Source organism: Microcystis aeruginosa FD4, assembly GCF_009792235.1.
GTDB classification, from domain to species: domain Bacteria; phylum Cyanobacteriota; class Cyanobacteriia; order Cyanobacteriales; family Microcystaceae; genus Microcystis; species Microcystis viridis.
Window position 1 is genome coordinate 44435 of sequence record NZ_CP046973.1, and the last position, 23086, is coordinate 67520.

The 23086-nt window shown below is 41.9% G+C and carries 27 protein-coding genes and 2 pseudogenes; 12 read left to right on the top strand and 17 right to left on the bottom strand.

Translation table 11 applies throughout. The features are described from left to right. Positions 1-337 precede the first annotated feature (337 nt). From GQR42_RS00140 to brnA, 3 genes are all read right to left on the bottom strand, one after another. Positions 338-802: a DNA phosphorothioation-associated protein 4 gene (locus GQR42_RS00140; protein WP_158198442.1), complete on the bottom strand. Its 465-nt coding sequence runs from the start codon at positions 800-802 to the stop codon at positions 338-340. 72 nt (positions 803-874) lie between these two features. Further along, on the bottom strand, positions 875-2467 hold the full coding sequence (locus GQR42_RS00145) for an ArnT family glycosyltransferase (protein ID WP_158198443.1): 1593 nt from the start codon (positions 2465-2467) through the stop codon (positions 875-877). 260 nt (positions 2468-2727) lie between these two features. After that, positions 2728-2904, bottom strand: coding sequence for a type II toxin-antitoxin system BrnA family antitoxin (brnA, locus tag GQR42_RS00150; RefSeq protein ID WP_158198444.1), 177 nt, complete (start codon positions 2902-2904; stop codon positions 2728-2730). 181 nt (positions 2905-3085) lie between these two features. Here brnA and GQR42_RS00155 point away from each other — a divergent pair, with 181 nt between their 5' ends. Next, the gene (locus tag GQR42_RS00155) at positions 3086-3478 is read left to right on the top strand and encodes a pre-16S rRNA-processing nuclease YqgF (RefSeq protein ID WP_158198445.1); all 393 of its coding nucleotides are present in this window, start codon (positions 3086-3088) and stop codon (positions 3476-3478) included. Between the two features lie 39 nt (positions 3479-3517). After that, on the top strand, positions 3518-4672 hold the full coding sequence (gene gshA / locus GQR42_RS00160) for a glutamate--cysteine ligase (RefSeq protein WP_158198446.1): 1155 nt from the start codon (positions 3518-3520) through the stop codon (positions 4670-4672). Positions 4673-4676: 4 nt separating this feature from the next. Here the strand turns inward: gshA and GQR42_RS00165 are convergent, their stop codons facing one another. The 6 genes and pseudogenes from GQR42_RS00165 to GQR42_RS00190 form a co-directional block, all read right to left on the bottom strand. Beyond that, positions 4677-4964: a YggT family protein gene (locus GQR42_RS00165; RefSeq protein ID WP_158198447.1), complete on the bottom strand. Its 288-nt coding sequence runs from the start codon at positions 4962-4964 to the stop codon at positions 4677-4679. Positions 4965-5209: 245 nt separating this feature from the next. Further along, positions 5210-5479, bottom strand: a complete 270-nt coding sequence (locus GQR42_RS00170) for a type II toxin-antitoxin system RelE/ParE family toxin (protein ID WP_199273249.1) — start codon at positions 5477-5479, stop codon at positions 5210-5212. Then, positions 5479-5685: a hypothetical protein gene (locus tag GQR42_RS00175; protein ID WP_158198448.1), complete on the bottom strand. Its 207-nt coding sequence runs from the start codon at positions 5683-5685 to the stop codon at positions 5479-5481. The genes GQR42_RS00170 and GQR42_RS00175 overlap by 1 nt, the downstream gene beginning before the upstream one ends. Positions 5686-6016: 331 nt before the next feature. Beyond that, complete coding sequence (locus GQR42_RS00180; RefSeq protein ID WP_158198449.1) at positions 6017-6244, bottom strand: hypothetical protein; 228 nt, start codon at positions 6242-6244, stop codon at positions 6017-6019. A 2-nt stretch (positions 6245-6246) separates the two neighbouring features. Next, positions 6247-6721 (bottom strand): annotated as a pseudogene (locus GQR42_RS00185) (type II toxin-antitoxin system VapC family toxin). Between the two features lie 361 nt (positions 6722-7082). Further along, positions 7083-7478 carry a hypothetical protein gene (locus GQR42_RS00190; RefSeq protein WP_158198450.1) on the bottom strand — a complete coding sequence of 132 codons (396 nt, stop codon included), beginning with the start codon at positions 7476-7478 and terminating at the stop codon, positions 7083-7085. A gap of 677 nt (positions 7479-8155) precedes the next feature. Between GQR42_RS00190 and fumC the strand changes: the two genes are divergently transcribed. Beyond that, complete coding sequence (gene fumC, locus GQR42_RS00195; protein WP_158198451.1) at positions 8156-9559, top strand: class II fumarate hydratase; 1404 nt, start codon at positions 8156-8158, stop codon at positions 9557-9559. A gap of 120 nt (positions 9560-9679) precedes the next feature. Here the strand turns inward: fumC and GQR42_RS00200 are convergent, their stop codons facing one another. From GQR42_RS00200 to map, 5 genes are all read right to left on the bottom strand, one after another. Next, complete coding sequence (locus GQR42_RS00200; protein WP_158198452.1) at positions 9680-12007, bottom strand: WD40/YVTN/BNR-like repeat-containing protein; 2328 nt, start codon at positions 12005-12007, stop codon at positions 9680-9682. A gap of 134 nt (positions 12008-12141) precedes the next feature. Beyond that, positions 12142-12768, bottom strand: coding sequence for an aminoacyl-tRNA hydrolase (gene pth, locus GQR42_RS00205; protein WP_158198453.1), 627 nt, complete (start codon positions 12766-12768; stop codon positions 12142-12144). 49 nt (positions 12769-12817) lie between these two features. Next, on the bottom strand, positions 12818-13042 hold the full coding sequence (locus GQR42_RS00210) for a DUF2811 domain-containing protein (protein WP_158198454.1): 225 nt from the start codon (positions 13040-13042) through the stop codon (positions 12818-12820). Between the two features lie 445 nt (positions 13043-13487). Next, positions 13488-13889: a universal stress protein gene (locus GQR42_RS00215; protein ID WP_158198455.1), complete on the bottom strand. Its 402-nt coding sequence runs from the start codon at positions 13887-13889 to the stop codon at positions 13488-13490. A 68-nt stretch (positions 13890-13957) separates the two neighbouring features. After that, the gene (gene map / locus GQR42_RS00220; protein WP_158198456.1) at positions 13958-14803 is read right to left on the bottom strand and encodes a type I methionyl aminopeptidase; all 846 of its coding nucleotides are present in this window, start codon (positions 14801-14803) and stop codon (positions 13958-13960) included. A gap of 342 nt (positions 14804-15145) precedes the next feature. Here map and trxA point away from each other — a divergent pair, with 342 nt between their 5' ends. The 7 genes from trxA to GQR42_RS00255 all read left to right on the top strand — a co-directional run bounded on the left by trxA (position 15146) and on the right by GQR42_RS00255 (position 19469). Then, on the top strand, positions 15146-15463 hold the full coding sequence (gene trxA, locus GQR42_RS00225; protein WP_002765348.1) for a thioredoxin: 318 nt from the start codon (positions 15146-15148) through the stop codon (positions 15461-15463). A 33-nt stretch (positions 15464-15496) separates the two neighbouring features. After that, positions 15497-15781: a DUF427 domain-containing protein gene (locus GQR42_RS00230; RefSeq protein ID WP_158198457.1), complete on the top strand. Its 285-nt coding sequence runs from the start codon at positions 15497-15499 to the stop codon at positions 15779-15781. Next, positions 15778-16251: a pantetheine-phosphate adenylyltransferase gene (gene coaD, locus GQR42_RS00235; protein ID WP_002750042.1), complete on the top strand. Its 474-nt coding sequence runs from the start codon at positions 15778-15780 to the stop codon at positions 16249-16251. The genes GQR42_RS00230 and coaD overlap by 4 nt, the downstream gene beginning before the upstream one ends. A gap of 36 nt (positions 16252-16287) precedes the next feature. Next, entirely contained in the window at positions 16288-16947 is a 660-nt protein-coding gene (locus GQR42_RS00240) for a hypothetical protein (RefSeq protein ID WP_158198458.1), read from the top strand. A 154-nt stretch (positions 16948-17101) separates the two neighbouring features. Further along, complete coding sequence (locus tag GQR42_RS00245; RefSeq protein ID WP_158198459.1) at positions 17102-17899, top strand: hypothetical protein; 798 nt, start codon at positions 17102-17104, stop codon at positions 17897-17899. Between the two features lie 220 nt (positions 17900-18119). Then, complete coding sequence (folP, locus tag GQR42_RS00250) at positions 18120-18962, top strand: dihydropteroate synthase (protein WP_158198460.1); 843 nt, start codon at positions 18120-18122, stop codon at positions 18960-18962. A 48-nt stretch (positions 18963-19010) separates the two neighbouring features. Next, positions 19011-19469, top strand: coding sequence for a cupin domain-containing protein (locus GQR42_RS00255; protein ID WP_158202326.1), 459 nt, complete (start codon positions 19011-19013; stop codon positions 19467-19469). A 17-nt stretch (positions 19470-19486) separates the two neighbouring features. On the opposite strand, the gene GQR42_RS00260 is transcribed toward GQR42_RS00255, so the two are convergent. The 3 genes and pseudogenes from GQR42_RS00260 to GQR42_RS00270 all read right to left on the bottom strand — a co-directional run bounded on the left by GQR42_RS00260 (position 19487) and on the right by GQR42_RS00270 (position 21098). Continuing rightward, positions 19487-19687 carry a hypothetical protein gene (locus GQR42_RS00260; protein ID WP_158198461.1) on the bottom strand — a complete coding sequence of 67 codons (201 nt, stop codon included), beginning with the start codon at positions 19685-19687 and terminating at the stop codon, positions 19487-19489. Between the two features lie 296 nt (positions 19688-19983). After that, a pseudogene (locus GQR42_RS00265) lies at positions 19984-20253 on the bottom strand (Rpn family recombination-promoting nuclease/putative transposase); the annotation flags it as partial. 32 nt (positions 20254-20285) lie between these two features. Then, on the bottom strand, positions 20286-21098 hold the full coding sequence (locus GQR42_RS00270) for an Rpn family recombination-promoting nuclease/putative transposase (protein WP_158198463.1): 813 nt from the start codon (positions 21096-21098) through the stop codon (positions 20286-20288). 58 nt (positions 21099-21156) lie between these two features. Between GQR42_RS00270 and GQR42_RS00275 the strand changes: the two genes are divergently transcribed. Then, a complete protein-coding gene (locus GQR42_RS00275) occupies positions 21157-22047 on the top strand; it encodes a S66 peptidase family protein (protein WP_158198464.1) in 891 nt (296 codons plus the stop codon). A gap of 61 nt (positions 22048-22108) precedes the next feature. Further along, positions 22109-23086 carry an SDR family oxidoreductase gene (locus GQR42_RS00280; RefSeq protein ID WP_158198465.1) on the top strand — a complete coding sequence of 326 codons (978 nt, stop codon included), beginning with the start codon at positions 22109-22111 and terminating at the stop codon, positions 23084-23086.

A 23086-nucleotide genomic window follows, 5' to 3' on the forward strand; every position in this document is an offset into this window, starting at 1 on the left:
TTATTCTTAGATTAGCCGAATCTCCCCCAATCCCTTTACTGTTCCCTTTTACCAGAGCGCAAGAGTGCCTCGTCTCAACAAGCAATTTAAATTACGAACAGCTTAATCGTTTCTACTAAAATTTCCAATACGCAGTTTAAATGCAGTACAGCTTAGTAGATGAACCGCCGGTTAATTAACCTTTTGAAACGATTGAAGAAATGGAATAAATTCTGATAACTCGTTGTCAGTATCTCGAAATAATGACTAATGAAATTAAAAACTTGACCAATTATCATTGGCTAACTGATGATTGTTATCAGCTTTCCCAAAAAAATTAATATAACTAGGGTTTATTCTACAAAAATCTGCCTAAATCGAATTCCGTGGTGGCAGTAATTTCTCGAAAGCGTTCTTGACTGATTATTAACAATAATCTTTCAGTATAATCCACTGCACCGCGCAATTCTCGTTCTAATCTTGCTAAACCAGCGTTGGCATATTCCTCGAAAATTGTCACTCGCAAAGCTTCCGAATCTACCCCGTGGGGAGAAAGAATTTTCGTGTCTTGGAATTCATTGACTGCCAATAATTTGATTAGGGTATCGTAGCCACGAGAAATAAAAATTTCGAGGTTAATAGGTGAGGGTTCCTTCGCCACATTTTCTATCGTCACCCTTTCTTGATATTTTACCCCTAAAGCCGCCGCAAAAGCGATGACATCAGCATAGGTTTGAAAGGGTCCAATTCCCTGATTAAAATTAACTAAGGACTGGACAAATTCCCCTTTATCTCTAGCAATACGCACTCGATGAATGGACATATTTATCAAGTAAAAAGTAAAAAAGGTTACAAAATTCAGGAAATAGGAACCCGCTAATAACTGATAACTGCTTTAAGGATAGATTTTAATTAGTCCTTTAGCTTGGTAAACATGAAATTGTTCGATGGTAACACCACCGCGCTTGATCGGAATGACAGCTACTTTAATTATATCTTGGAAATAGGGACGGTAGCGATCGATTATTTCCCGTCTTTCTAGAGAACTATTTGTAGTAATTAATAAACCATTTTTACCGATCCATTCTTGAGGATTAAACCAAATTTGATAACCCCTTTGATCGTTGTTAAAACAGGTTACGGGGATAGGAACTAGGGGATAAAGGGCCATATCTAGCCATGCTGTCACATAAAAACTATTGGTAAAAACGAAACTAGAATCTTTTAAGAGTGCTAATAATTCGGGAGAATTAGCAAAGCCTTGACGCAGTTGATTGATATCGACAATTTCCCGAGAAGGGTCTTGTTCTGGGGCAATAATTCCCCCAAAAATTGCGTATTGACTAGGTTTTTGGAAAGTGCCAAAAGTAACGTGAAGCATTGCTATAGATAAAACAGTAACGATAAAAATTCCCGATCCCCATAACCATCTTTTTACCCAAATTCGAGAAGATTGCTGCCAAGTATTGGCCTTTTCTCCTAATAAAATTGTGCAGGACCAGAACCCTGGTAAAATCCAACTAGGGGCGAGATAATGGGAAGCACCCACATAAAGCATTCCCAAGATTAAAGGCAGAGAAACCGAGAGAATTAACCATTTTTTTAGGGATTCTTCTTCTCGATGAAAAAATCTTTTTTTAGAGATAAAATTAGGAATTTGTTCGCCAAAGCTTTTAAATGTCACCCACCACATCGGTAAACCGAAAGGAGGAAACATCGTGGCGACACTAATGCCAATAACCGAGAGAATACCGAGAATATTAAAGGTTTTTGGTTCTCCAGAAAAACGGTCTTCTAAATGAAAGCGAAAGGAAATCCAATCATGGTTAATATTCCAGTAGATAATCGGCAATAAAGTTATCAAAAAGAGAATAAATCCTAATCCCAACCATGGCGATCTAAATACAGGCCAATAGCGGGGAGTGGTCAGACAAAATAAAACTAAACCAAAGCCTAAAATAAAGCCGTGATATTTACTTAAAACCGCCAATCCTACGGCAAGTCCAATATAAGCGAGACGATAGCTAGGATGATAGTTTTTTTCCCGAATTGGCCAGAATTCTTGCGCTGCTAAATAGACTGTTAATGACCAAAAAAAGATTAAAGGACTATCTGGCTGCGAGAGAATCCCGAAGACGATCCCATAGATGGGGATGAGAGTGGCGATCGCTAAAGTCATTCTGGCGACCGGCAGACTGAACAATTGTAAAGCCGTCAGATATAGCAAGCAGAGGCTACCAGTATAGAGAAGGAGAGTACCGAAGCGAATGGTAAATTGATTGACTAATCCCGTGATCCAAGTCCCAAAACCCGTGGAAATCGCTACTATTGGCGGATGATCGAAATAACTCCAATCCAGATTATGGCTGTAAACGTAATAATAGGCCTCATCGTACCCGGGATAAAGCCCCAGGGCGATGATTGTTCTAAACAGGAGTCCACCGATGAGCAGATAAACGGCAATGCGATCGCTAATTATTTTGGTCAAAATTCTTACCTCATTTCATCGCTGAAACTGATGTTAGAGACGGGAGATTTTTGGGGTTGCCAGATTAGATTTAACTGTGATCTTTAGTTACTATATCACCAACTCTGTCATCTCTTAGCCCTTGGCTATCAACAAACTCTCCCTAGGCGTTGCTAATTTGAGATATGAAAGAGGATTAAGGGAACGGGGAACTTAGATAAAAGTGATGTTAATTAAATAACTTTTGCCCCCATCAAATCAATAATAATCAGGGCAATACCTTATAACGGTAAATCACGAGGCTGACTTTCTTGCTCAAGAGCCTCTATTATCCATGAGGGAAACTCAAAGGCAATTGTTTGTTCCTCGGAATTAGAACGTTTAATTTTAGTTAAATCCAAGTATTCGATGATATTTTCTCCATCATCAAATTTGCGGTCAAAATCTTCAGCTTTCATAAATTTGCACCTCTTCTGGTCTAGAGCGTCGGACTGCGATAATAGAGTCCTATTCCTAGATTAGACCATTAGGGGAAGTGGGGAAGTGGGGAAGTGGGGAATTTCAACTGAAATCCCCAACACCCAACACCCTAATTTAATGATTTAATAAAACCGACCACTGCTGCAGGAGATAAAAACTATGTGTATTCTCGGTTTTGATCCGGGTAAGGACAAATGTGGGATCGCGGTTAGGTCATCGACAGGGAAAATTTATACCCATGAGGTGATAGCATCGTCACAAGCGATCGAGCGTTTAGCCAGTCTCTGTCAACAGTATCCGATCGAATTATTGGTGATGGGGAATCAAACCACCTCGAAAAGTTGGCGCGAAAAAATTGCCGCTCGTGTCACCATCCCGATTACTCTAGTAGATGAACGCAATAGTACCCTAGAAGCGCGCGATCGCTATTGGCAAATGTTCCCCCCCAAAGGATTACAGAAACTCATCCCCCAAGGTATGCGTCTTCCTGGTCGCCCCATTGATGATATAGTAGCGATTCTGCTGATTGAACGTCATTTACAGTCCAAATAATGTCACACTACAAAATAGACACAGCAGGGTAAATTGACGATGCTCCTAAGTAAAGGTTTTGAAGTGGAAATGTACACCGGAACAGCAGCCGGAGAAATTATCGGTTTATCCGATCGCATTGTCAAGGATTTAGATGGTTTTGTGCGGGAACCGGATAGTCGTAACGTAGAATATACCACGGCCCCCATGACTAACTATGACCGTCTTTTATGCGCTACTTTAAAACCTCGTCTGGCCCTACGGCAATATTTGCGTCGTTTAGGTGATTATACCCTCATCCCTGGCAGTACCCTCTCCTTGGGCGATAGTCAATATTTTTATCGCAGTGACCCCCACAATCCCTATCATGACTATATTGAACAGACCTACGGCACTAATGTAGTCACGGCCAGTATTCATATTAACGTCGGTATTAGCGATTATGAGGATTTAATGCGGGCCTGTCGCTTAATTCGCCTAGAAGCTCCTTTATACTTGGCTTTAAGTGCTTCCTCTCCTTTTCTCGATGGTAAAATCACTGGTTCCCATTCCCGTCGTTGGCAAGTTTTCCCCCAAACTCCCGCTTATGTTCCCCTGTTTGAAAGTCATAAACATTTTGTCACTTGGACTGAGGAACAATTAAAACTCGGTACGATGCAGAATGTTCGTCATCTCTGGGTTTCGGTACGTCCTAACGGTAGCAATCGTCCCTATAATCTCAATCGTCTAGAATTGCGAATTTGTGACCTAATTGCTGATCCTATTAGTTTATTAGCAGTTATGGCTTTTTTAGAGGCCCGTTTAACTCAACTTCTGCACGATCCCCAATTAGACCCCTTAATTTTAAGTCAATTACCCAGCAGCAATCGCGGCGAGGATCTATTAACTTTAACCCAAGAAAACGAACAGGCTGCCGCACGTTTTAGTCTTGATGCCACCCTGAAACATTGGTACGATGGACGGGAAATCTTAGCTAGGGATTGGATTAAAGACCTCTATGTTCAAGTTTATCCGATCGCTAAAGAAAGGGGTTTTAGTTGTTTCCTCTCTCCCCTACAAAAAATCCTCCGCGAAGGTAACACCGCACAACAATGGCTAAAACAATTCGACCAGGGTATGGATGTTAAAAGTATTATCAAACAGGCGATTATTACCCTAGAAAAACAGGAACGAGAGTTAGAACATAAATTATGTCAGCACATTCTAGTCGCGTGAATAATTATTTAAAGGCCATGGTAATTAAACCCTGTTGACCGAGAAGAATTTCCCGCAGCAGCGTACAAATTCCCACCCAAATAATCGGAGAAATATCAACTCCTCCCAAGGGTGGGATGAGTTGACGCACGGGGATTAAAAAAGGTTCTGTGGGCCAGGCAATAATATTAAAGGGAAAGCTATTTAAATCTACCTGTGGATTCCAAGTCAGCACGATCCGTAAGATAAATAGAAGGGTCATTAACCCTAAGATAATTCCCAAAGTCCAACTCAATGCGATCGCTATGTCCATAGTCCCTAAATGAGTTTTTTACTAATTGCCTCTGTCCTAATATAGCAGTTTTGGTTCTATCTTGAAATAATTATGTTTAAAGGTGGGCGTTGCTGATTTGAGATATGAATCTTCTTTTGTGGGATTTTTAAAACCTAGACTCAAACTAACTTTTGGATACGATGCACAGTCGGCATTCATACCTTGATTCAGCAACGCCAAAAGGTGCGTAGGACGCACCCTACAATAGCGGCTATCACTTTCAATTAATAGACTTGATCGTGATTACCAATATCAACAAAAACGGCTTTTTCATCGTCTGTAAAATAAAATATCACTCTTTGATTATACTCAATACTAAAACTCCATAATTCTTTAAGTTTGCCTGATAATTTATGAGTTTTGAGAGATGGATCAAACGGATTTTCTTGAAATTTTTCTAGCTTTGTCCGAAATTTTCTTTCTAACTCATGGTCGCCTTGAAAACGTTTTTTGAAGCCTCGCTTAAAAGACTCATCAAAACTAATTTCTATCATTATTCTTCTAAAAACTGCATTAGTTCATCTGTATCTGAGGAAAATTTTAGTTTTCCTTCTTTCTCGTTCTGTTTGGCTACCAAATAGTTTTGATAAATTTTGTCACGTTGCTCTTCTCTTAAAAACTGTTCTAAAAGAAATTGTATCTCTTCCTTTTCTCCTAAAGATAAGGTTTTAATTGCTTCTACGACTTCACTAAATGTCATATTTATCTCCTTAAAGATTTTATATATTTGTTTCTATGTATAGTTTATCAGTGATCGCCGATAACTTCAAGGTTTTTTTTCTTAGGATATCTTAGCGAAGTGTAACGCATAAATATTACAAATTTATCACAATTAAAAGTAAAAAGGTGCGTTAAGTAACGCACCCTACAAGATCGGCGATCACTACCTAGACGGCGATCACCCAATTATTTTCTATTAAGAAATCTATTTTGAGGTCAAATCGCCGGAATAACCATTTCATCAAGTGTTGGGGGATCTCCGTCTCCGAGAGTGACAAAAGAGGGATAGATATTGGGCTGCTGCATAACGGCTAAGTTGAGCGGCGGCTAATATCCTTTGCACCACTATCAATATCTCTCGCTCGTCCGCTCCAACGTTTTGTTAGACCGTGTTTTCGAGATAAAGTTACAACTTCTCTGCCACTTTCAGCTTGTTGCTTTTGCAAATCAGCAAAGATGGCTTTCAAGTCATGATTGAATGACCGAGAGTACTCTTCACGAATTCTGTGGATCTCTTCCACAATCTCATCCTGAAACATAATCAACCTCCGAGAAGTTCATAGGGTGTACAAAGAATCGGTAACTCATATCCAAAATCAAGGCTGATCTCTGCCAACTTTCCCTGAATTTGAGCGTTGGCAATGTGCTTACAATTCCATGTCAGCAAATAATCCATGCCGTGAACGGTTGCGGCGGCGATATGAACAGCATCCAACATCAGCTTTTGCGGGAAGGTTGCTGCGTTCCAAAAATTGCTCTGCTAAATCCAGCACAGATTGGTTCAAGTCGAGTAAAAATAGATTGCTAAGAATTTCTAGTCGTTGAGAGGCGATCGCATCATCGCCTTGGGAAGTTTCTCTCACGACTGCCTGAGACGAATACAATTGGAAGTCACTGCGGCGAGTATCCCACCACTCCCTCGTCACCTCAATATTAGCCGCCACAATAATATCTCTGCTGGGTCGAGCAGTAAGATAGCCTAAAATACTGGTTTCAATATAGACGGTTTCGCTCACAGCAATCTAGAAAACCTCTCCAATCTCTATCCTACCAGATTTAATCTTGATTCCGAGGGTGTTGGGTTTCCTTTTGTCAATCTAACCTATCAAGATCGGCGATCGCACTACAAGATGGGCGATCACACTACTATTACGCCGAATCAGCTAAGGGACTTGCGCTTTGATAATGTACCTTTTGGGCGAACGCAGTTCGCCCCTACATTGTGGACAAAATCCGTTACTGTCGGGGCGCAAAGCTTGCGCCCTCCGCGCGCAGGGGGTTTGCTGATCACCCTAAGTAGGGGGAGAGCCTTCGAGAACCCCCTTCCAATAAGGGACTTGCGCTTTGATAATGTGCCATCTGGCTGGTCTGATTCTTCTACAGAGCGATTTTCAAAGCTGGGATATTATTCCCACGCCAGTCCCTAAATTCTTCACGTCTTTTAAGGTTCCCATTTTTATCATATGATTCACGTACTTTTAACTTTCCTATATGATCTCCTGTTATCTTAGAAATTTCCCATTCATATATCATTCGTGAAGAAATCTGTAATTTTCCAGTTTCTATCTGTGGAATAACGTCATAAGTAACTTGATGCCATTCTGAGCCTTGTTTATAATAATGCCTAGATAAAAAACTAACACCGTCTTTATTTGTACCTGTTTCTTTCATTTCATGCAAAATATGTACTACGTCAATAGCAAGAATAGTGGTTTCAACCCACCTTTCAACTGTTAGCGGTCCATTTTTTTCAACTTCTCGCTTTATAGCCATTTTTGGTTCCCTCTCAGTTAAAAGTGTGTAGGATAATTTCGGTGAGTGGTATAACTAAGGATTATAGAGAAACTTTCCGTATAACACTCTCCAAGGTAACAATATATGGAAAATTTCTGTATATCACGCCAAATACGCATTTTTTTGAGAAGTTTTCCGTATATCACGCCCAAAAGCCTGTTAGGCAGATTGGCGTACTGTAAACAGCACTAATTGTTGTCGTTTTTTAGGGGTGATCGGCAACATTACTGTCAATTTACCCCTAGTTTTCTCTCTTGGCTTAGTCTGTAACCAATCTTTTACAAAGCTGTAACTTGATCCCAGTGAATAAGTTAATCCAGCATTAGGCGATCGCTCCTCAGCAATTGAGAAAGTTTTCACAACGTCCAACGGTAGCAAGCAATTATTGTCCAGATCAGCGATCGCTGAATAATTGCCTCACGATTAGCATTGACGTTACCGATAATCATGGCAATAAATTTGCCCCCATCAAACCGACTCGATCAACTGCGCTCTTTTTGGTCCCTAACATCGGAAAAAATCCTCAATAAGGCTTGACAAACTAGCTAGACTTGACTTATAATTATTTTTATAATGGGAATCCGTGTCGCCCTGCGACCCCCCTTTTTCAGGCCAGATAACGACCATCTTTTCCTGACCGCAGAAGTAACTTAAAGATGACAGAATTTCGCATCGAGAAAGACAGCATGGGAGAAATTCCCGTACCTGCCGATAAACTTTGGGGAGCGCAGACCCAAAGATCCCTACAATACTTTAGTATCGGTGATAATCTCATGCCCCGGGAGATGATCCGGTCCTATGCCATTCTCAAAAAAGCCTGTGCAATTGTCAATCAGCAAAAACAGCGCTTGAGTGAGGAGAGAAAAAACCTTATCTGTCAAGTCTGCGATGAAATTTTAGCCGGACAACACGCGGATAACTTTCCCCTCTACGTTTGGATGACGGGAAGTGGCACCCAGTTTAACATGAACATCAACGAAGTCATCTCCAATCGTTGCAGTCAACTGACGGGGAATCCTTTGGGTAGCAAAACTCCCGTGGATCCCAACGATCATGTTAATATGTCCCAATCGACTAATGATTCCTTTCCCTCGGCCATGTATATTGCCGTTGCTTTGGCAGTCAAGGAAAAATTAATTCCCAGTCTGCAACTATTACGGAATAGTCTCGATGAAAAGGCGCAATTATGGGCAAATATAGTTAAAATTGGTCGCACTCACCTACAGGATGCCACCCCTTTAACCCTCGGACAAGAATTCTCAGGTTATGTGGGTTTATTAGATGATGGCAGCGATTGGCTAGAAAAATGTTTAGAAAAAGTCTATCGTTTATCCTTGGGAGGAACAGCAGTGGGTACGGGAATTAATGCTCCTCTCGGTTTTGCTGAAGATGTGGCTGCCGAAATCGCTAATCTGACCAAATTACCCTTTATTACCGCTCCTAATAAGTTTACCGTGCAAGGTTCCCACGATGCTCTGGTTTTCTTGAGCGGGGGACTGAAAACTATCGCTAGTTCCCTCTATAAAATTGCTAATGATATCCGTTTACTTAGCTGTGGTCCCCGTTGTGGAATCGGAGAATTACAGCTGCCGGAAAATGAACCGGGTTCTTCAATTATGCCGGGGAAAGTTAATCCCACCCAATGCGAAGCTTTATCGATGATAGCAGTGCAGGTGATGGCTAATGATTTAGCGGTGACGATGGGAGGTGCTGGGGGACATCTGGAGATGAATGTCTATAAACCGCTGTTGATTCATAATCTCATGCAGTCTATCCGTTTGCTCACTGATGGTTGCGCTAATTTCTGTCAGTTTCTGGTTAAGGGGATGACTGCTAATCAAAAACAAATTGAGACTTTTTTAAATCAATCCTTGATGCTGGTGACTGCCTTAAGTCCCGTGATTGGCTACCAAAAGGCTGCCTACGTCGCTCATTATGCTCTAGAAAAGGATTTAACCCTGAAAGTGGCAGCCTTGCAACTAGGATACATCGAGGAAGATGATTTTGATCGCATTGTTGACCCCGCTAAGATGGTCAATCCCTACGTTGCCGATGGTTAATTCTCTGAGGGGTTGACTGCCCTAAAAATCAGAGGTCGCAGGCAGGCACGGATTCCCATTATACATATAAGTATAAGGCAAGCGGCGGGATTTGTCAAGCCCCGCCGGTCAAAATTTCTCCTAAACTTGGGTGATGATAACGAAGAAAACAAACAGAAAAATCATAAATGCTGCTGCCATGGGGAAGAAGGATTTAGGAAGATTAATAACTTTCTCCAGTTTCAGGAAACCCACCAGAAAATAAGCGGCGATTGCCAGGAGAATTGGGATAACTAAGCGCAGGATTGTGCCAAGGGGACCAGAGAAAAACTCACCGATTTTATAGCGGGGTGTATTTTCTTCCGCGTGAGGAGGAATAGTTACACTTGTCCAAGTTTCTCCCCCATCGGTGGAACGAAAAACTGTAGTTTGAGCGCCACCAAAACCGAATAAAGTTTGATCTTGAGCGTAATTAGGAGAAAACTGGACGGAGATACCAGAGGAAGGGATACTATGAATTTTCACTAGGGGTATTTTAGGATCACCAATTGATTTAAAAGTTTCCCCGCCATCGGTAGATTTAAACAACCCATCTCCCTGTAAACTAACTATTACCGTGCGATCATTAGCATAATTAGGAGAGATAGCAATGGTTTCTACTGAGGTATTGGGATTAAACCCCGGTTTCTCTAATTTTGTCCAACTTTTAGCCCCATCTTTGCTGACAAACAAACCAGAAATTGTCCCAGCAAAAATAGTTCCATCACTGGGATAATTGGGAGAAATTGCCAACTGCACATTAGCGGTTTTTGATAGGGGTGTTCCTTGAGTGACATTTTTCCAAGTTAGTCCACCATCAACACTTTGATAAATACCCTCCGTTCCCGTGACAAACAAAGTTTTATCCTTAGCAAAATCGGGGGAAGCTGCCATAGCAGGGGCATAATTACCGGAAATTCTGCCCACTTCACTGATATTTTTAACCGTATTTCCTCCATCGGTAGAACGAAATATTCTACCCTGCTGATTGGTGAGAAAAAGAGTTTTATCCTTGGCAAAATCTGGAGAAGGAACTATCCGCGGACCGCGGACTCCTTCATCAATTTCGATAATTTTCCATAAATCACCACCGTTATCGGATTTGGCAAATCTATTGCGTAAAAACCCAGCAAAAACAGTTCGATCTTCTCCATAGTTAGGAGAAAAGGCAATGTCAAAGAAACGCCGGGGATCTTGTCCTGATTCTTCGGGATCTTTACCAAGTCGATAAACCTCTAAACCGCGATTAATTGGTGTCCAAGTTTCCCCTTTATCCCGACTGATGAAGATATTGCCTACATAATTAGCAATGACGACAGTACCATCCTGGGCATAATTAGGAGAAACCGCCATAGCGATAACTGTTCCCCGGGCTAAAGTTTCTATTTCCTGCCATTGTTTGCCGCTATCCGTGGTTTTAAATAAGCCATTAAATCCCCCTAAAAACATCGTATCTTCAACGACTTTTAAATCCATAAAATGGGGAACTTTATAATCATCAGCCTGTTTATCTTTGGTTAAACCCTCGCTCATCTTTGTCCAACTTTTGCCCCCATCTTGCGAAACATACATTCCGTCATACCAAGTAATGGCATAAAGGGTTGAATTTTGGGCATACTGGGGAGAAATAACGATGTCTTCGATGATTTTATCTTTAATTCCTTCGTTAACGGCTTGGAAGGTTTTACCATCATCAACGGTTTTAAAAATACCTGCTTCTTCTGTGCCGACAAAAAAGGTTTTATCCCTGTCTAAATTAGGAGAAAAAGCCATTGTATCTACTGCCCCCACATTAGCGGGTAAGGTGAGATTTTGCCAAGTTTTCCCCCCATCGGAGGAAGTGTATAATTTACCCTGTTCATCCCCGAAAAAAATTCGCCCTGGATTGTTGGGAGTAATAGCTAGAGAGGTTATCAGTGCCGTGGTGGGAAAAATATTTGACCAATTTTTACCGCCATCTTCGGTTAAATAAACCCCTTTTTCTAATCCCACTGCTGCTGCTATATTAGGATCGGAAGGGGCAATTTGGACAAAGTTAATAAAATCAGTTTCTAAACCCTGATTAACTTTCTGCCAAGATTCCCCCGCATCTTCACTTTTATAAATACCATTGGATCTTGAAGCTAAATAGAGAATATTTTTATTGAGGGGAGATAGGGATAGAGAACTTAATTCACCCGTATAATCTAAACCTTGAATTAATCTTGTCCAGTTGTTACCTCCATCGCTAGACTTATAAAAGTTATTTCGCACCAAGATATATACTGTATTATCTGTCTGGAAATCAGGAGAAACTTCCACTTGACTAATCACATCATGGGGACGATGGGCAAAAGCAGGATTACTCCAGAGACAAAAAACTGTAGCGATTATCAATAAAATGAGATGCAACTTGTGGGCGAATCTCAGCAAACTTTGGCGATTAATCATACTTAAACTGCTAATATCGAGAATAAAAATTGACCTAATCTAGCAAAGGGCGATCAAGATTTAACCGAGGGTTCTGTAAGAGTATAGACGAAAACGGCGATTATAACCATTACTAAAATCAGGCTTATTTGCTATCAGCATAGATTAGAACCAATCTCTACACTTTGATTATTGTAGAGACTCATTGCCTTTTGTAACCCTTGTTTGAGACCAAGTTCGATCGCTTTTCTGGACAAGTCTAACACTTTCAAGATCACTTCGTTTTCTTGGGGGGTGAATCGGCCTAAAACGTGGGAAATTGTCGCTTTTTCGGTTGATTTACCGATTCCTATGCGTAAACGAGCGAAGTTTTCCGTGCCAACGTGGGCAATCATCGATTTAATACCGTTGTGTCCGCCCGCCGATCCCGATAGACGGATTCTCAACCGGCCTAGGGGCAGATCCATATCATCGTAAATGACTAAAATCGACTCTGGAGCTAGTTTATACCAGTCCAGCACCGCTCGCACCGATTGCCCGGAGCGATTCATATAGGTTTGGGGTTTCAAAAGACGAATTTTGCCCGGGAGAGAACTGTCACCCTCAGCGATAAAACCGTGAAATCGCTTATTTTCCTGCCAAGATAGCCCCCAATCCCGCGCTAATGCGTCCACAGCTTCAAAACCGATATTATGACGGGTGCGATCATATTTGGGTTCGGGATTACCCAAACCGATAATTAGCTGAGGAATGATTAAATTAGGGGTTTTATCGGAATTCATAGGGGAAAATCGGGCTTTTAACCATGACCCGACTCTTATTATCACCGAATTAGCACTCCGAGCGCTGGAACAAAGTTTCTAGATAAACCTTGGCACAGCTATTTTGCTCCTCAAAATTCATCCTTTCGGAGGATTGACAATTAAGTAGAAAAAATGATACGGCCGCCGTAAACACACCATCTTGATCCCAACCAGGGTGAGTTTCTAGATATTGTTGTAGGGATTGGTGGAGGATTTCGGGGATTTCTGCCAAGATACTGACTGATGTATTCATAATCGTTTACCTCTGATCGGAAGTGGGGAAATCCCTGACTGGTGCAGTGGACAGTAAGGACTATTGTGAGCCAAGTTGGGGGGAGTTGCAATATTACCAGATGTAAAGGAATGCTTTAGAAAAACTTAATATTTACGAAGGAATAAGGGTTAGAGCTAGATTTTATTTACTCAACTTAACAGTAACTCAGTATCTATCGATGGGAATTTTTACAGTCAAGATTAATTTTTTCTCGAAGTAAGTGCCGATTATATCGCTGTTGCCTGTGGAAAAGTCTGGGTAAACTGTGGAAAACTTGGGAGTGAGTGGGGAAAGACTGGGGAATGTATGGGGGAAAACATCGGGGAAAAATAAGATTTGCAAATTTTAATCCGTAGTGATGCTCAAATCCGATCCCTGATAGCTATCTCACAAGTCTGGGAATCTCGACTCTGAATGCTGGCTGCTATGCTTTTACCACCAATACGGAACAGGTAGCTTCTGCCACCACGAGACTACTAACAGAATCTTCGATCACCCGTTGAACTCCCGTTAATCCCCGGCTACCGATCAGGATCAGATCAGCATGATAGATATTAGCTAAACGAATAATTTCCTCCGCTGGATCGCCAAAGATGACTTCGATTTCACTAGGGGCAGCAATCTGGGATTGATAGCAGCGCAATTGATCTTCAATGATCTCACGGGAGGAGTGAGGGCGATCCACTGGCGATTCATCTCCCTCCTTACCGAGGATATGGGTGAGGATGATGCGAGAATTTGCCGTTAGAGAAAGGGAATTCAAAGCATGAAGGACTCGAGGCGATAATTCCCCACAATCTAAGGCAACAACGATATTTTTAAACATTTTGACTAAATCCTGCCACTAAATAAATTTTCAATTAAGATTCCGGAGCAAAAAATCTATAGACAATTTTATAGGTTATTGCGATCGGTTAGGATTTCGTAACCCGTGGCGGTTACTAGGACAGTATGCTCAAATTGAGCAGAGAGAGCATTATCCATCGTCACCACCGTCCAACGATCGCGCAAAGTTCTGGTATGTTTAGAGCCCCCATTGACAATTGGTTCAATTGCCAGAGTCATCCCAGCGCGGAGTTTGACATTGGGTAACTGATGAGTGCGAAAATTAAATACCGAGGGTTCTTCGTGGAGATTTCTGCCGACTCCATGACCAGTAAAATCTTCTACCACCTGGAAACCGTTAGCTTGAACGTGATCTTCGATCGCTCCTGCAATATCGAGCAGATAATTGCCAGCTTTTACCTGATTTATGCCTTTATATAAAGCTTCTTCCGCCACGCGGATTAATTTTTCGGCTTTGGGAGAGACGGAACCGATCGCGATCGTGATACAGGAATCCCCATGATAACCTTGGTAGTAGGCCCCCGTATCTACCTTTAACACAGAACCGGCTTTGAGGCGTTTTTTCGGGCTAGGGATACCGTGAACGACTTCGTTATCGACGGAGGCACAAATCGAGGCAGGAAAGCCATAATAACCTTTAAAACTGGGAGTAGCACCCATTTCGCGGATACGTTTTTCTGCGTAGGCATCCAGAGCCGCCGTCGTCATTCCGGGTTGAGCGATCTCGGCAATTTCCTTGAGGACTGTGGCGGCAATTTTACCCGCTTGTCGCATAATAACGATTTCTGCGGCGGATTTGGTCTCGATTCCCCGGCGGCTTTTCTGTACTCGCGGCGAACCTACTTGCTCTGGGGTTTTAGTTTCGGGAAAAAGCAGCTTGGTTAGGATGTTCATGGAGAGTTGGTTCAGAGTCTTTACTTAACTTAGCATTTTCCCGGCGATCGATGACTGCTCTGGAGAAATCAAAAATCTTCCCTTAGGTGAGGAGACTCCGAGACTCCGAGACAGGAGATGGGGAGGTAGGGAGATAGGGAGATAGGGAGTGGGGAGATGAGGATAAAAAAGACAAGAGACAACTATACTAGCCATAAAACCGAAAATTATCGCAAATTTATCTGAGTTTTAAGATATTTTGAGCCGATAGCACATCGAGAACTTACTTTTGCAGGAGAGCTAAGGGACATTTAGAAAAGCTATAGTAGGGAAAAGGCTATTTTTCTGGCGAGGTGACAATTTATGGCAGTCAAAAAAGAGTTTTCCAGTTTTCAGGAACTGTTGCAAACCACTAATCTTCCCGTGTTAGTGGATTTCTATGCCACTTGGTGTGGTCCTTGTCAAATGATGGCCCCGATTCTAGAACAAACGGGAATGTATTTCAAAAATCGCCTACAAATTGTTAAAATTGATACAGACAAATATCCTAATTTAGCCACCAAGTACGGTATTCAAGCTTTACCGACTTTAGTAGTCTTTAAAAATGGTCAACCGATCGATCGAATCGAGGGAGTGGTGCAGGTTAACCAACTGGTTCAACATTTACAAACTCTGTTGTAAGATGATTTTGAACCAGAACTAGGAGTTAGTGTCATGGCCAAGGCGATTTGGAATGGTGCAGTGGTAGCGGAAAGCGATAACTGTGAAATTGTCGAGGGGAACTACTATTTTCCCCCCGATACCATCAAAGCTGAATATTTTCAACCCAGTAACACCCATACCATTTGTTCTTGGAAAGGAGAGGCTAGTTATTATACTCTCAGGGTAAATGGACAAGACAATAAAGATGCCGCTTGGTATTATCCCGATCCTAAACCAAAAGCCCAAAATATTAAAGGATATATCGCTTTTTGGCGAGGTGTGCAGGTTGAGAAATGATCGCCATCTACCCCGGCAGCTTCGATCCAGTTACACTCGGTCATTTAGATATTATCGAACGCAGTGTGCCACTATTCGAGCGAGTAATCGTGGCAGTTCTCTGCAATCCCCATAAAAACCCCTTATTTACCGTCGAAAAACGCATAGAACAGATCAGTTACTGTACAAAACACCTGAAAAACGTTGAGATAGACAGTTTTTCAGGATTGACGGTTGAATATGCCAGATTGAAAGGCGCTAAGGTACTTTTGCGGGGGTTGCGGGTCCTCTCGGACTTTGAAAAAGAACTGCAAATGGCACATACCAATAAAACTCTCTGGGAAGGAATCGAAACGGTTTTTTTAGCTACCACTAAAGAATATAGTTTTTTAAGTAGTAGTGTGGTTAAAGAAATCGCTCAATTCGGTGGCTCTGTCAGCCATCTAGTCCCAGAAAACGTTTCTAGAGATATTTACTCATACTATAGTTAACATACTAGAATACAGCAATGAGGACGATCTGAACCTATGGCGCGCCGAGAATCTAATGATCGCAGGAAAGCACTACCTAACACTTCTAATAGTGGGGTTCCCAGTCCACCCGTCGATTTCGATATCTATCAGGATCTGGCGCGTCTGCAAGAGATGATTTTTGATAGTTTCCATATCCCCCTCACCCGTTGGACAATGATCGATGAGGGACAGATTTCCGAACAGATAGATCTCATCTATGAAACCGTGCCACCAGCAGTACAGAAAGCTTTAGCAATTTTGCAGGAAGAACAGGAAATTATCACTAAAGCGGAGGAATACGCTCAACAAGTCCTTCGTTCCGCTCAACAAAGAGCCGCCCAAATTCTCGATGAGTCCGGTATTATTCAACAAGCAGAACGGCAGGCGGCCCAAATTCGTCAACGGGTTCAGCAGGAGTGTGAATCCTTGCAACAACAAACCCTCGATGAAATCGAACAGATGCGTCACAGTACCATGCAGGAAGTGCAACAGTTACGACAAAAAACCCAAGCTGAATGTCATGAAATTCAAAAAGGCGCTGACGACTATGCCGAAGCAGTTTTAGAACATCTTGATCAACAATTAGGGCAAATGTTACAGGTTATCCGCAACGGTCGTCAACAGGTAAGATCGAAACCAACATCCTCAAAAAATCTACCCGGAGAACGTCCTTAATCAGTTATCAGTGATCAGTGATCAGTTATCAGATGTAAGTTTTAAGTTAATTAGTGAGTTAGTTATCTTTATCCCTGATTACTGATTACTGTTTACCGAACACTGAAAAGAACCAAACCTCCGATTCCTCATCGATAACTGATCACGGAATTTCATGAATAACCCCTCCTCGAATTCCCATCTATTCGGACGCTTTCTTAGCGGGTTATTCAGCTGGAAAATTTGGTTATTTGTCCAGATATTTCAAGGCAGTAAAAGCTTTTATCGATTCCTGTATCATTATTTATATCGTCGTCCTAAAATTGATCGCATTCTCGGTAGCGATGTCATCTATATTCCTGAGAAAAAACTTTATAGCATTCCCCTCGATGTGCTGAAAATGGAGCGGCAAATGGTCAATAGTGATCGCCAGCAGTTGACTTCTGTTACTACTTGGAAAGTTAAAACGATTCATCCCACCATCACCGAAACCGAGATACAATTCCACGATATTACCGTCGATTTACAACAGGTACACCTGATTAAATCAGACCTTAATAACTACGATTATACTAACACTCGCCGCTTGGCTCCTCTGGTGAAAACCTTGCTTTTTGAAATTAACCCCAAAATTGCTAGTTTAGTAGAAAAGAAAAATCAATTACATAGACTGCGAAATCTGTCCGCATCTTCCGAAATTTTTCATTCACAAACCCCATTATATGATCGAGCAATTAATCAAGTCCAGCTAATTATTGATCAAGCCGAAACTTTGAGACAAGAATGTTTAAAATTTATCCGAGAAACCCTGATCGAACGGGAATTAGTGCAATCAGATATCGATAGCAATATCGTTGATTGTAACCTCGATTTTGCTAGTCAATATCAACTAATTCAAGAAAAATATCAACTCTGGAAAGGAGAAGTACAAGCTTATTTTGAACTAAAAGATTCTTCCCTACCTAAAAATTAACTATCACCGTTAGTTATCAGTTACAGGATTTATTAAACCTCTTGCATAATTAATTGGTGAAGGTTCAAAAACGGCAAAAGTAAGGATTAAATTGCATAAAATATGTAAATAGACCATTTAACTGATTAATGCTCATTTTTAATTCTCCTGACTACTGACTCCTGACTCCTGACTCCTAACCCTAACAACAATTTTTTATTTTTACAAGAGGTCTATTATTATGTCTAATTTAACGACAATTCGTGAACATATTTTTACTTGGGGAAAACGCACCTATATCATGGGTGTTTTGAACGTTACTCCCGATAGTTTTAGTGATGGGGGAGAATTTGACAAGGTTGAAAATGCCCTGCTACAGGCGATGAAAATGATCGAGGCTGGGGCAGATATAATCGATATCGGTGGTCAATCCACCCGTCCGGGAGCGCAAGAAATTAGCCTAGAAGCAGAATTATCGCGAGTTATCCCCGTAATCACCGCTATTCGACAACAAAGTTCTATTCCTATCTCTCTCGATACCACTAGGGCGATCGTAGCAGCCCAAGGTATCGCCGCCGGGGCCGATTTGATCAATGATATTTCTGGGGGAACCTTCGATCGCCTATTATTGCCTACGGTGGCTAAATTGGCCGTTCCCATCATCCTCATGCACCTGCGGGGCAATCCGCAAACCATGCAATCGTTAACACATTATGATAATTTAGTCAAGGAAATTAAAGAATTTTTACAGGATCGCGTTAAGGAAGCTTTACAGTGGGGTATTGCTAGGGAAAATATTATCATCGATCCGGGGATTGGTTTCGCCAAAACTGGGCGACAAAATCTTGAGTTATTGCGAGAATTAGGGCAATTTCGGGATTTAGATTTACCTGTTTTAATTGGATTGTCGAGAAAACGCTTTATCGGCGATATTACAGGCAAAGATGACCCAAAAGAACGAGTTTTTGGAACGGCGGCGGCCTGTGCCATAGCGATCGCCAAGGGGGCCGATATCCTGCGCGTTCATGATGTGGCCGCGATCGTAGATGTGAGGAAAGTGGTGGACGCAATCGAGCGAAGTTGAAAATTTTTGCTAGTCTTAGAATCATCCACAGTTCGATCGAAATTAGCGATGAATAGCCAACTAACTAGCGATCATTGTATGTTACCCGTGATTCGATCTCCCCGGGATTATCAAGTTTTTCGCATTAGTGCTGGGGATACGAATCGTTTAGCGATCGTCTTCGATTCTACCGTAGCGGGGGATTCCTTGACCGTCTGTGTGGAAATTTTCGATCCCCACGGTCGCACCCCTACCCATCGTCATCATTTTGCCGTAGAAATGTTTTTTATCCTCAAAGGGGAAGGAATGGCTATCTGTGATGGTAAACCGATTCCCCTGAGGCCGGGGGATAGTTTATTAGTCCGTCCCACGGGTATTCACGAGATTAGAAATGTGGGGGACGGAAGACTGTATGCACTATGTTTTATGGTTCCCAATGAGGATTTTTCGGAATTAATTCGCAATGGTATCTCAGAGGAGTTAGACGCAGAAGATTTAGAGGTGTTGATGGGAACTATTAAAGGATAATCAAGCAATATCATCCCTTAAATTTTGGTCTTTTTTTTCAGGAAAAGAGCGATAAAAAAGGTAAAGGTTCCTCCCAGAAGTCCGAAGATTAGCCAATTTAATCTTGGATAGCCTTTATTGATAGCGATGATTGTAGCAATGGCACCGATGAGACAATGCCAGAAAAAAAGCAACAAGAATAAATCTAAGCTCGGGGAAATATCACCAATTAGTTTCATATTTTATCAGTAGAGCGAATAGAATCTTTCCAAGGGACGAATCCCTGACCCGATTTTATGTTTATTAACCTTTATAAGTATTTCTCTTATTTTTTTGTCCAAGGCCATTTTGTTCCCATTTCGGTTAAAGCTGAAAAAACTAGATAGAGAATGAGAAGGACAACACAAAAGATAAAAGTCAATAAGTCGTTATTCATCGAGTCATCGCTGATAGGTTAAAGGTCACTGATTCGCTACTATTCATTTTACCACTACTTAGCAATTACTGCTTTTCTAGACTGTTGAAACAGGTTTAATTATTGTTGCTGTTGTGCCAAATAGTTAAGCACTGTTTCCAGAGTCAAGTCTAAGCGTTCCGAGATTTGTTGTGGGGTTAAACCGAGGTCTTGCAGTAGAGGAATTGTTTTCAATTTTTGCAAGTTTATTCCCTGTTCAATTCCCTGTTCAATTCCCTGTTCAATTCCCTGTTCAATTCCCCGTTCAATTCCATCTCCAAAAGCTTCTTGATAGAAACGAGTTTGTTTGAGGTCTTGTAGTTCCAACATAGCTTCTATTTCCTCTCGATTACTGCTTTTCTAGACTGTTAAAACAGGATTGATTATTGTTGCTGTTGTGCCAAATAGTTAAGCACTGTTTCCAGATTCAAGTCTAAGCGTTCCGAGATTTGTTGCGGGGTTAAACCGAGGTCTTGCAGTAGAGGAATTGTTTTCAATTTTTGCAAGTTTATTCCCTGTTCAATTCCCCGTTCAATTCCATCTCCAAAAGCTTCTTGATAGAAACGAGTTTGTTTTAGGTCTTGTAGTTCCAACATAGCTTCAATTTCCTCCCGACTTTTTTGGGGTAACTTATAAATGATTATCGTTTCGATTAAATCAATGACATTTCTCTGCACTAAGCGATCGCTAACTTCTCTTTGAGCCTGTTTAATTAAAATCTTAGCAGAATTAACAGCTTGACTCTCACTTTCCGTAACCAATTTGCTCAGAGCGATCGCTAAGGAAGGAGTCTCGTCATTTGGCAATTCATCCAGATAGATTCTTTTAACCCTGTCCAAGGATAACAAGTCAGCAAATTGCTGGGGATGTTCTCGCTCAATGTCTCGACTGGGATAAATAACAACTATCTGCCAGGGTGACAAAGGTTTATACTGTCTAAGATACAGGAAAAGTTCTGAAAATAATCGATAATATAGGTCTTCATCCTTTTGAAACTGCACTTCTACCAGATAAAAGGGCAAATTTTCTAGATTATCGAGGGGCAAAAATAAACCATCCAATCGAAAAGCTAGTTGTTTAACTTCTTGAGAAGTAAATCGATAATTGCTAACAATAACATCGGGTCGCTCAATTAATTCAAAGAACGAATCGGGAAAATCGAGAAACATTCGATAGAATATGCTGTCAGTTTTCATACTGTCACAAAATTACCTGTAATTTCCGCTTAATCTGCCAACAAAAGAGAATTAACCTATGATCATCCCATCATTTCTGCAACCCGGTGCTAAAGTTTCTCTGGTGGCCACCAGTGGAGCCGTCAAGGAATTAGCCGCCCTAGAAAAAGGCGTAGAAATCTGGCGATCGAGGGGTTATCAAGTGGAATTTAGCGAGAATTGGGCTAATCGTCTCGGTTATCTCGCCGGTAGCGACGAGCAACGTCGTCAAGCTTTAGCCCAAACATGGCAAGATGCCGATTGTCAAGCAATTCTCTGCGCTAGGGGGGGTTACGGTAGCGCTCGCCTCTTAGAAAATTGGACATGGGCAAAAACTAACCCCAAATGGTTAATCGGTTTTTCCGACGTGACGGGGATTTTATGGAGTTTAGCGAAACAGGGCATTTGTAGCGTTCACGGGCCAGTTTTAACCACCTTAGCCCAAGAAAGTCCCCAATCAATCGATCGCCTCTTTTCTCTTCTGGAAGGTCGTCCTTTAGCCCCTCTTATCGGTCAAGGTTGGGGTGGGGGCAAAGTGCGGGGACGCTTATTACCGGCCAATTTAACCGTAGCCACCCATCTCCTCGGAACCTCGGTTCAACCCACCCTAGAGGGGGTAATTTTAGCCCTAGAGGACGTAACCGAGGCACCCTACCGGATCGATCGAATGTTAACTCAGTGGCGAATGCTGGGCATTTTCTCGCAAATTAAAGCCATTGCTCTCGGTCGTTTTAGCCGTTGTCTGGCAGCCCCCGACAGTGATAGTCAAACCGTAGAGGAAGTCTTAAAAGAGCGTTTGGGCGATTTAGGCATTGCGGTTATTGCTGAGTTACCTTTCGGTCATGATGGCGATAATGCCGCTTTACCGGTGGGAACAATGGTAGAACTGGACGGGGATCGGGGAATCTTAGAATTTTTCTATCCCCAATGATCCACTTTTTTGATAGTATCTTAGAGAAGTGTTAACAAATGTAACAAAAAATTAATTATAGATGAAAGTATTAGTTGTCGGTGCGACGGGAACCCTAGGGCGACAGATCGTGCGTCATGCCATCGATCAGGGACATCAAGTGCGTTGTTTGGTACGCAGTCAGAGAAAAGCGGCTTTTTTGAAGGAATGGGGCGCGGAATTAGTCGGGGGAACCCTGCGGGATAAAAGTACGATTATTACTGCTTTAGAGGGAATGGACGCAGTGATCGATGCCGCTACTGCCCGGGCGACGGACTCGGCCAGCATTAAACAGGTGGATTGGGATGGTAAAGTTAATCTGATTCAAGCGGCCAAAACTGCCGGAGTAGATCGCTTTATTTTCTTTTCGATTCTCAATGCCGAAAAATATCCCAACGTGCCTTTAATGGAGATAAAACGCTGTACCGAGAAATTTCTAGCAGAATCGGGGTTAAAATCTACAATTCTCCGTCCCTGTGGCTTTATGCAGGGTTTAATCGGTCAATACGCCATCCCGATGTTAGATAATCAAACCGTCTGGATCACGGGAGAAAGTACGGCGATCGCCTACATGGACACCCAAGATATCGCTAAATTCGCCGTTCGCGCTTTAGAAGTCCCCGAAACCGTCGGTCAGTCCTATCCCGTGGTGGGCAGCAAAGCTTGGAAAGCTGAAGAAATTATCGAAGTTTGCGAGCGCCTATCGGGTAAAGAGGGGAAAATTTGGCGTTTACCCATGGGATTACTGCGTTTTATGCGAGGAATAAGCCGTTGTTTCCAATGGACTTATAATATATCTGACCGACTAGCTTTTGCGGAAGTTCTCGCTAGTGGTCAAGCTCTTGATGCCCCCATGGCAGAAGTTTATCAAGTATTTGGCCTTGATCCGAGTCAAACAACTACTTTAGAATCCTATTTACAAGAATACTTTAGCCGCATTCTCAAGAAGCTCAAGGAAATCGACTTCGAGAAACAAAAAGCTCAGAAGAAGAAGAAAACCCCTTTCAAAAAGAAAGCGTGA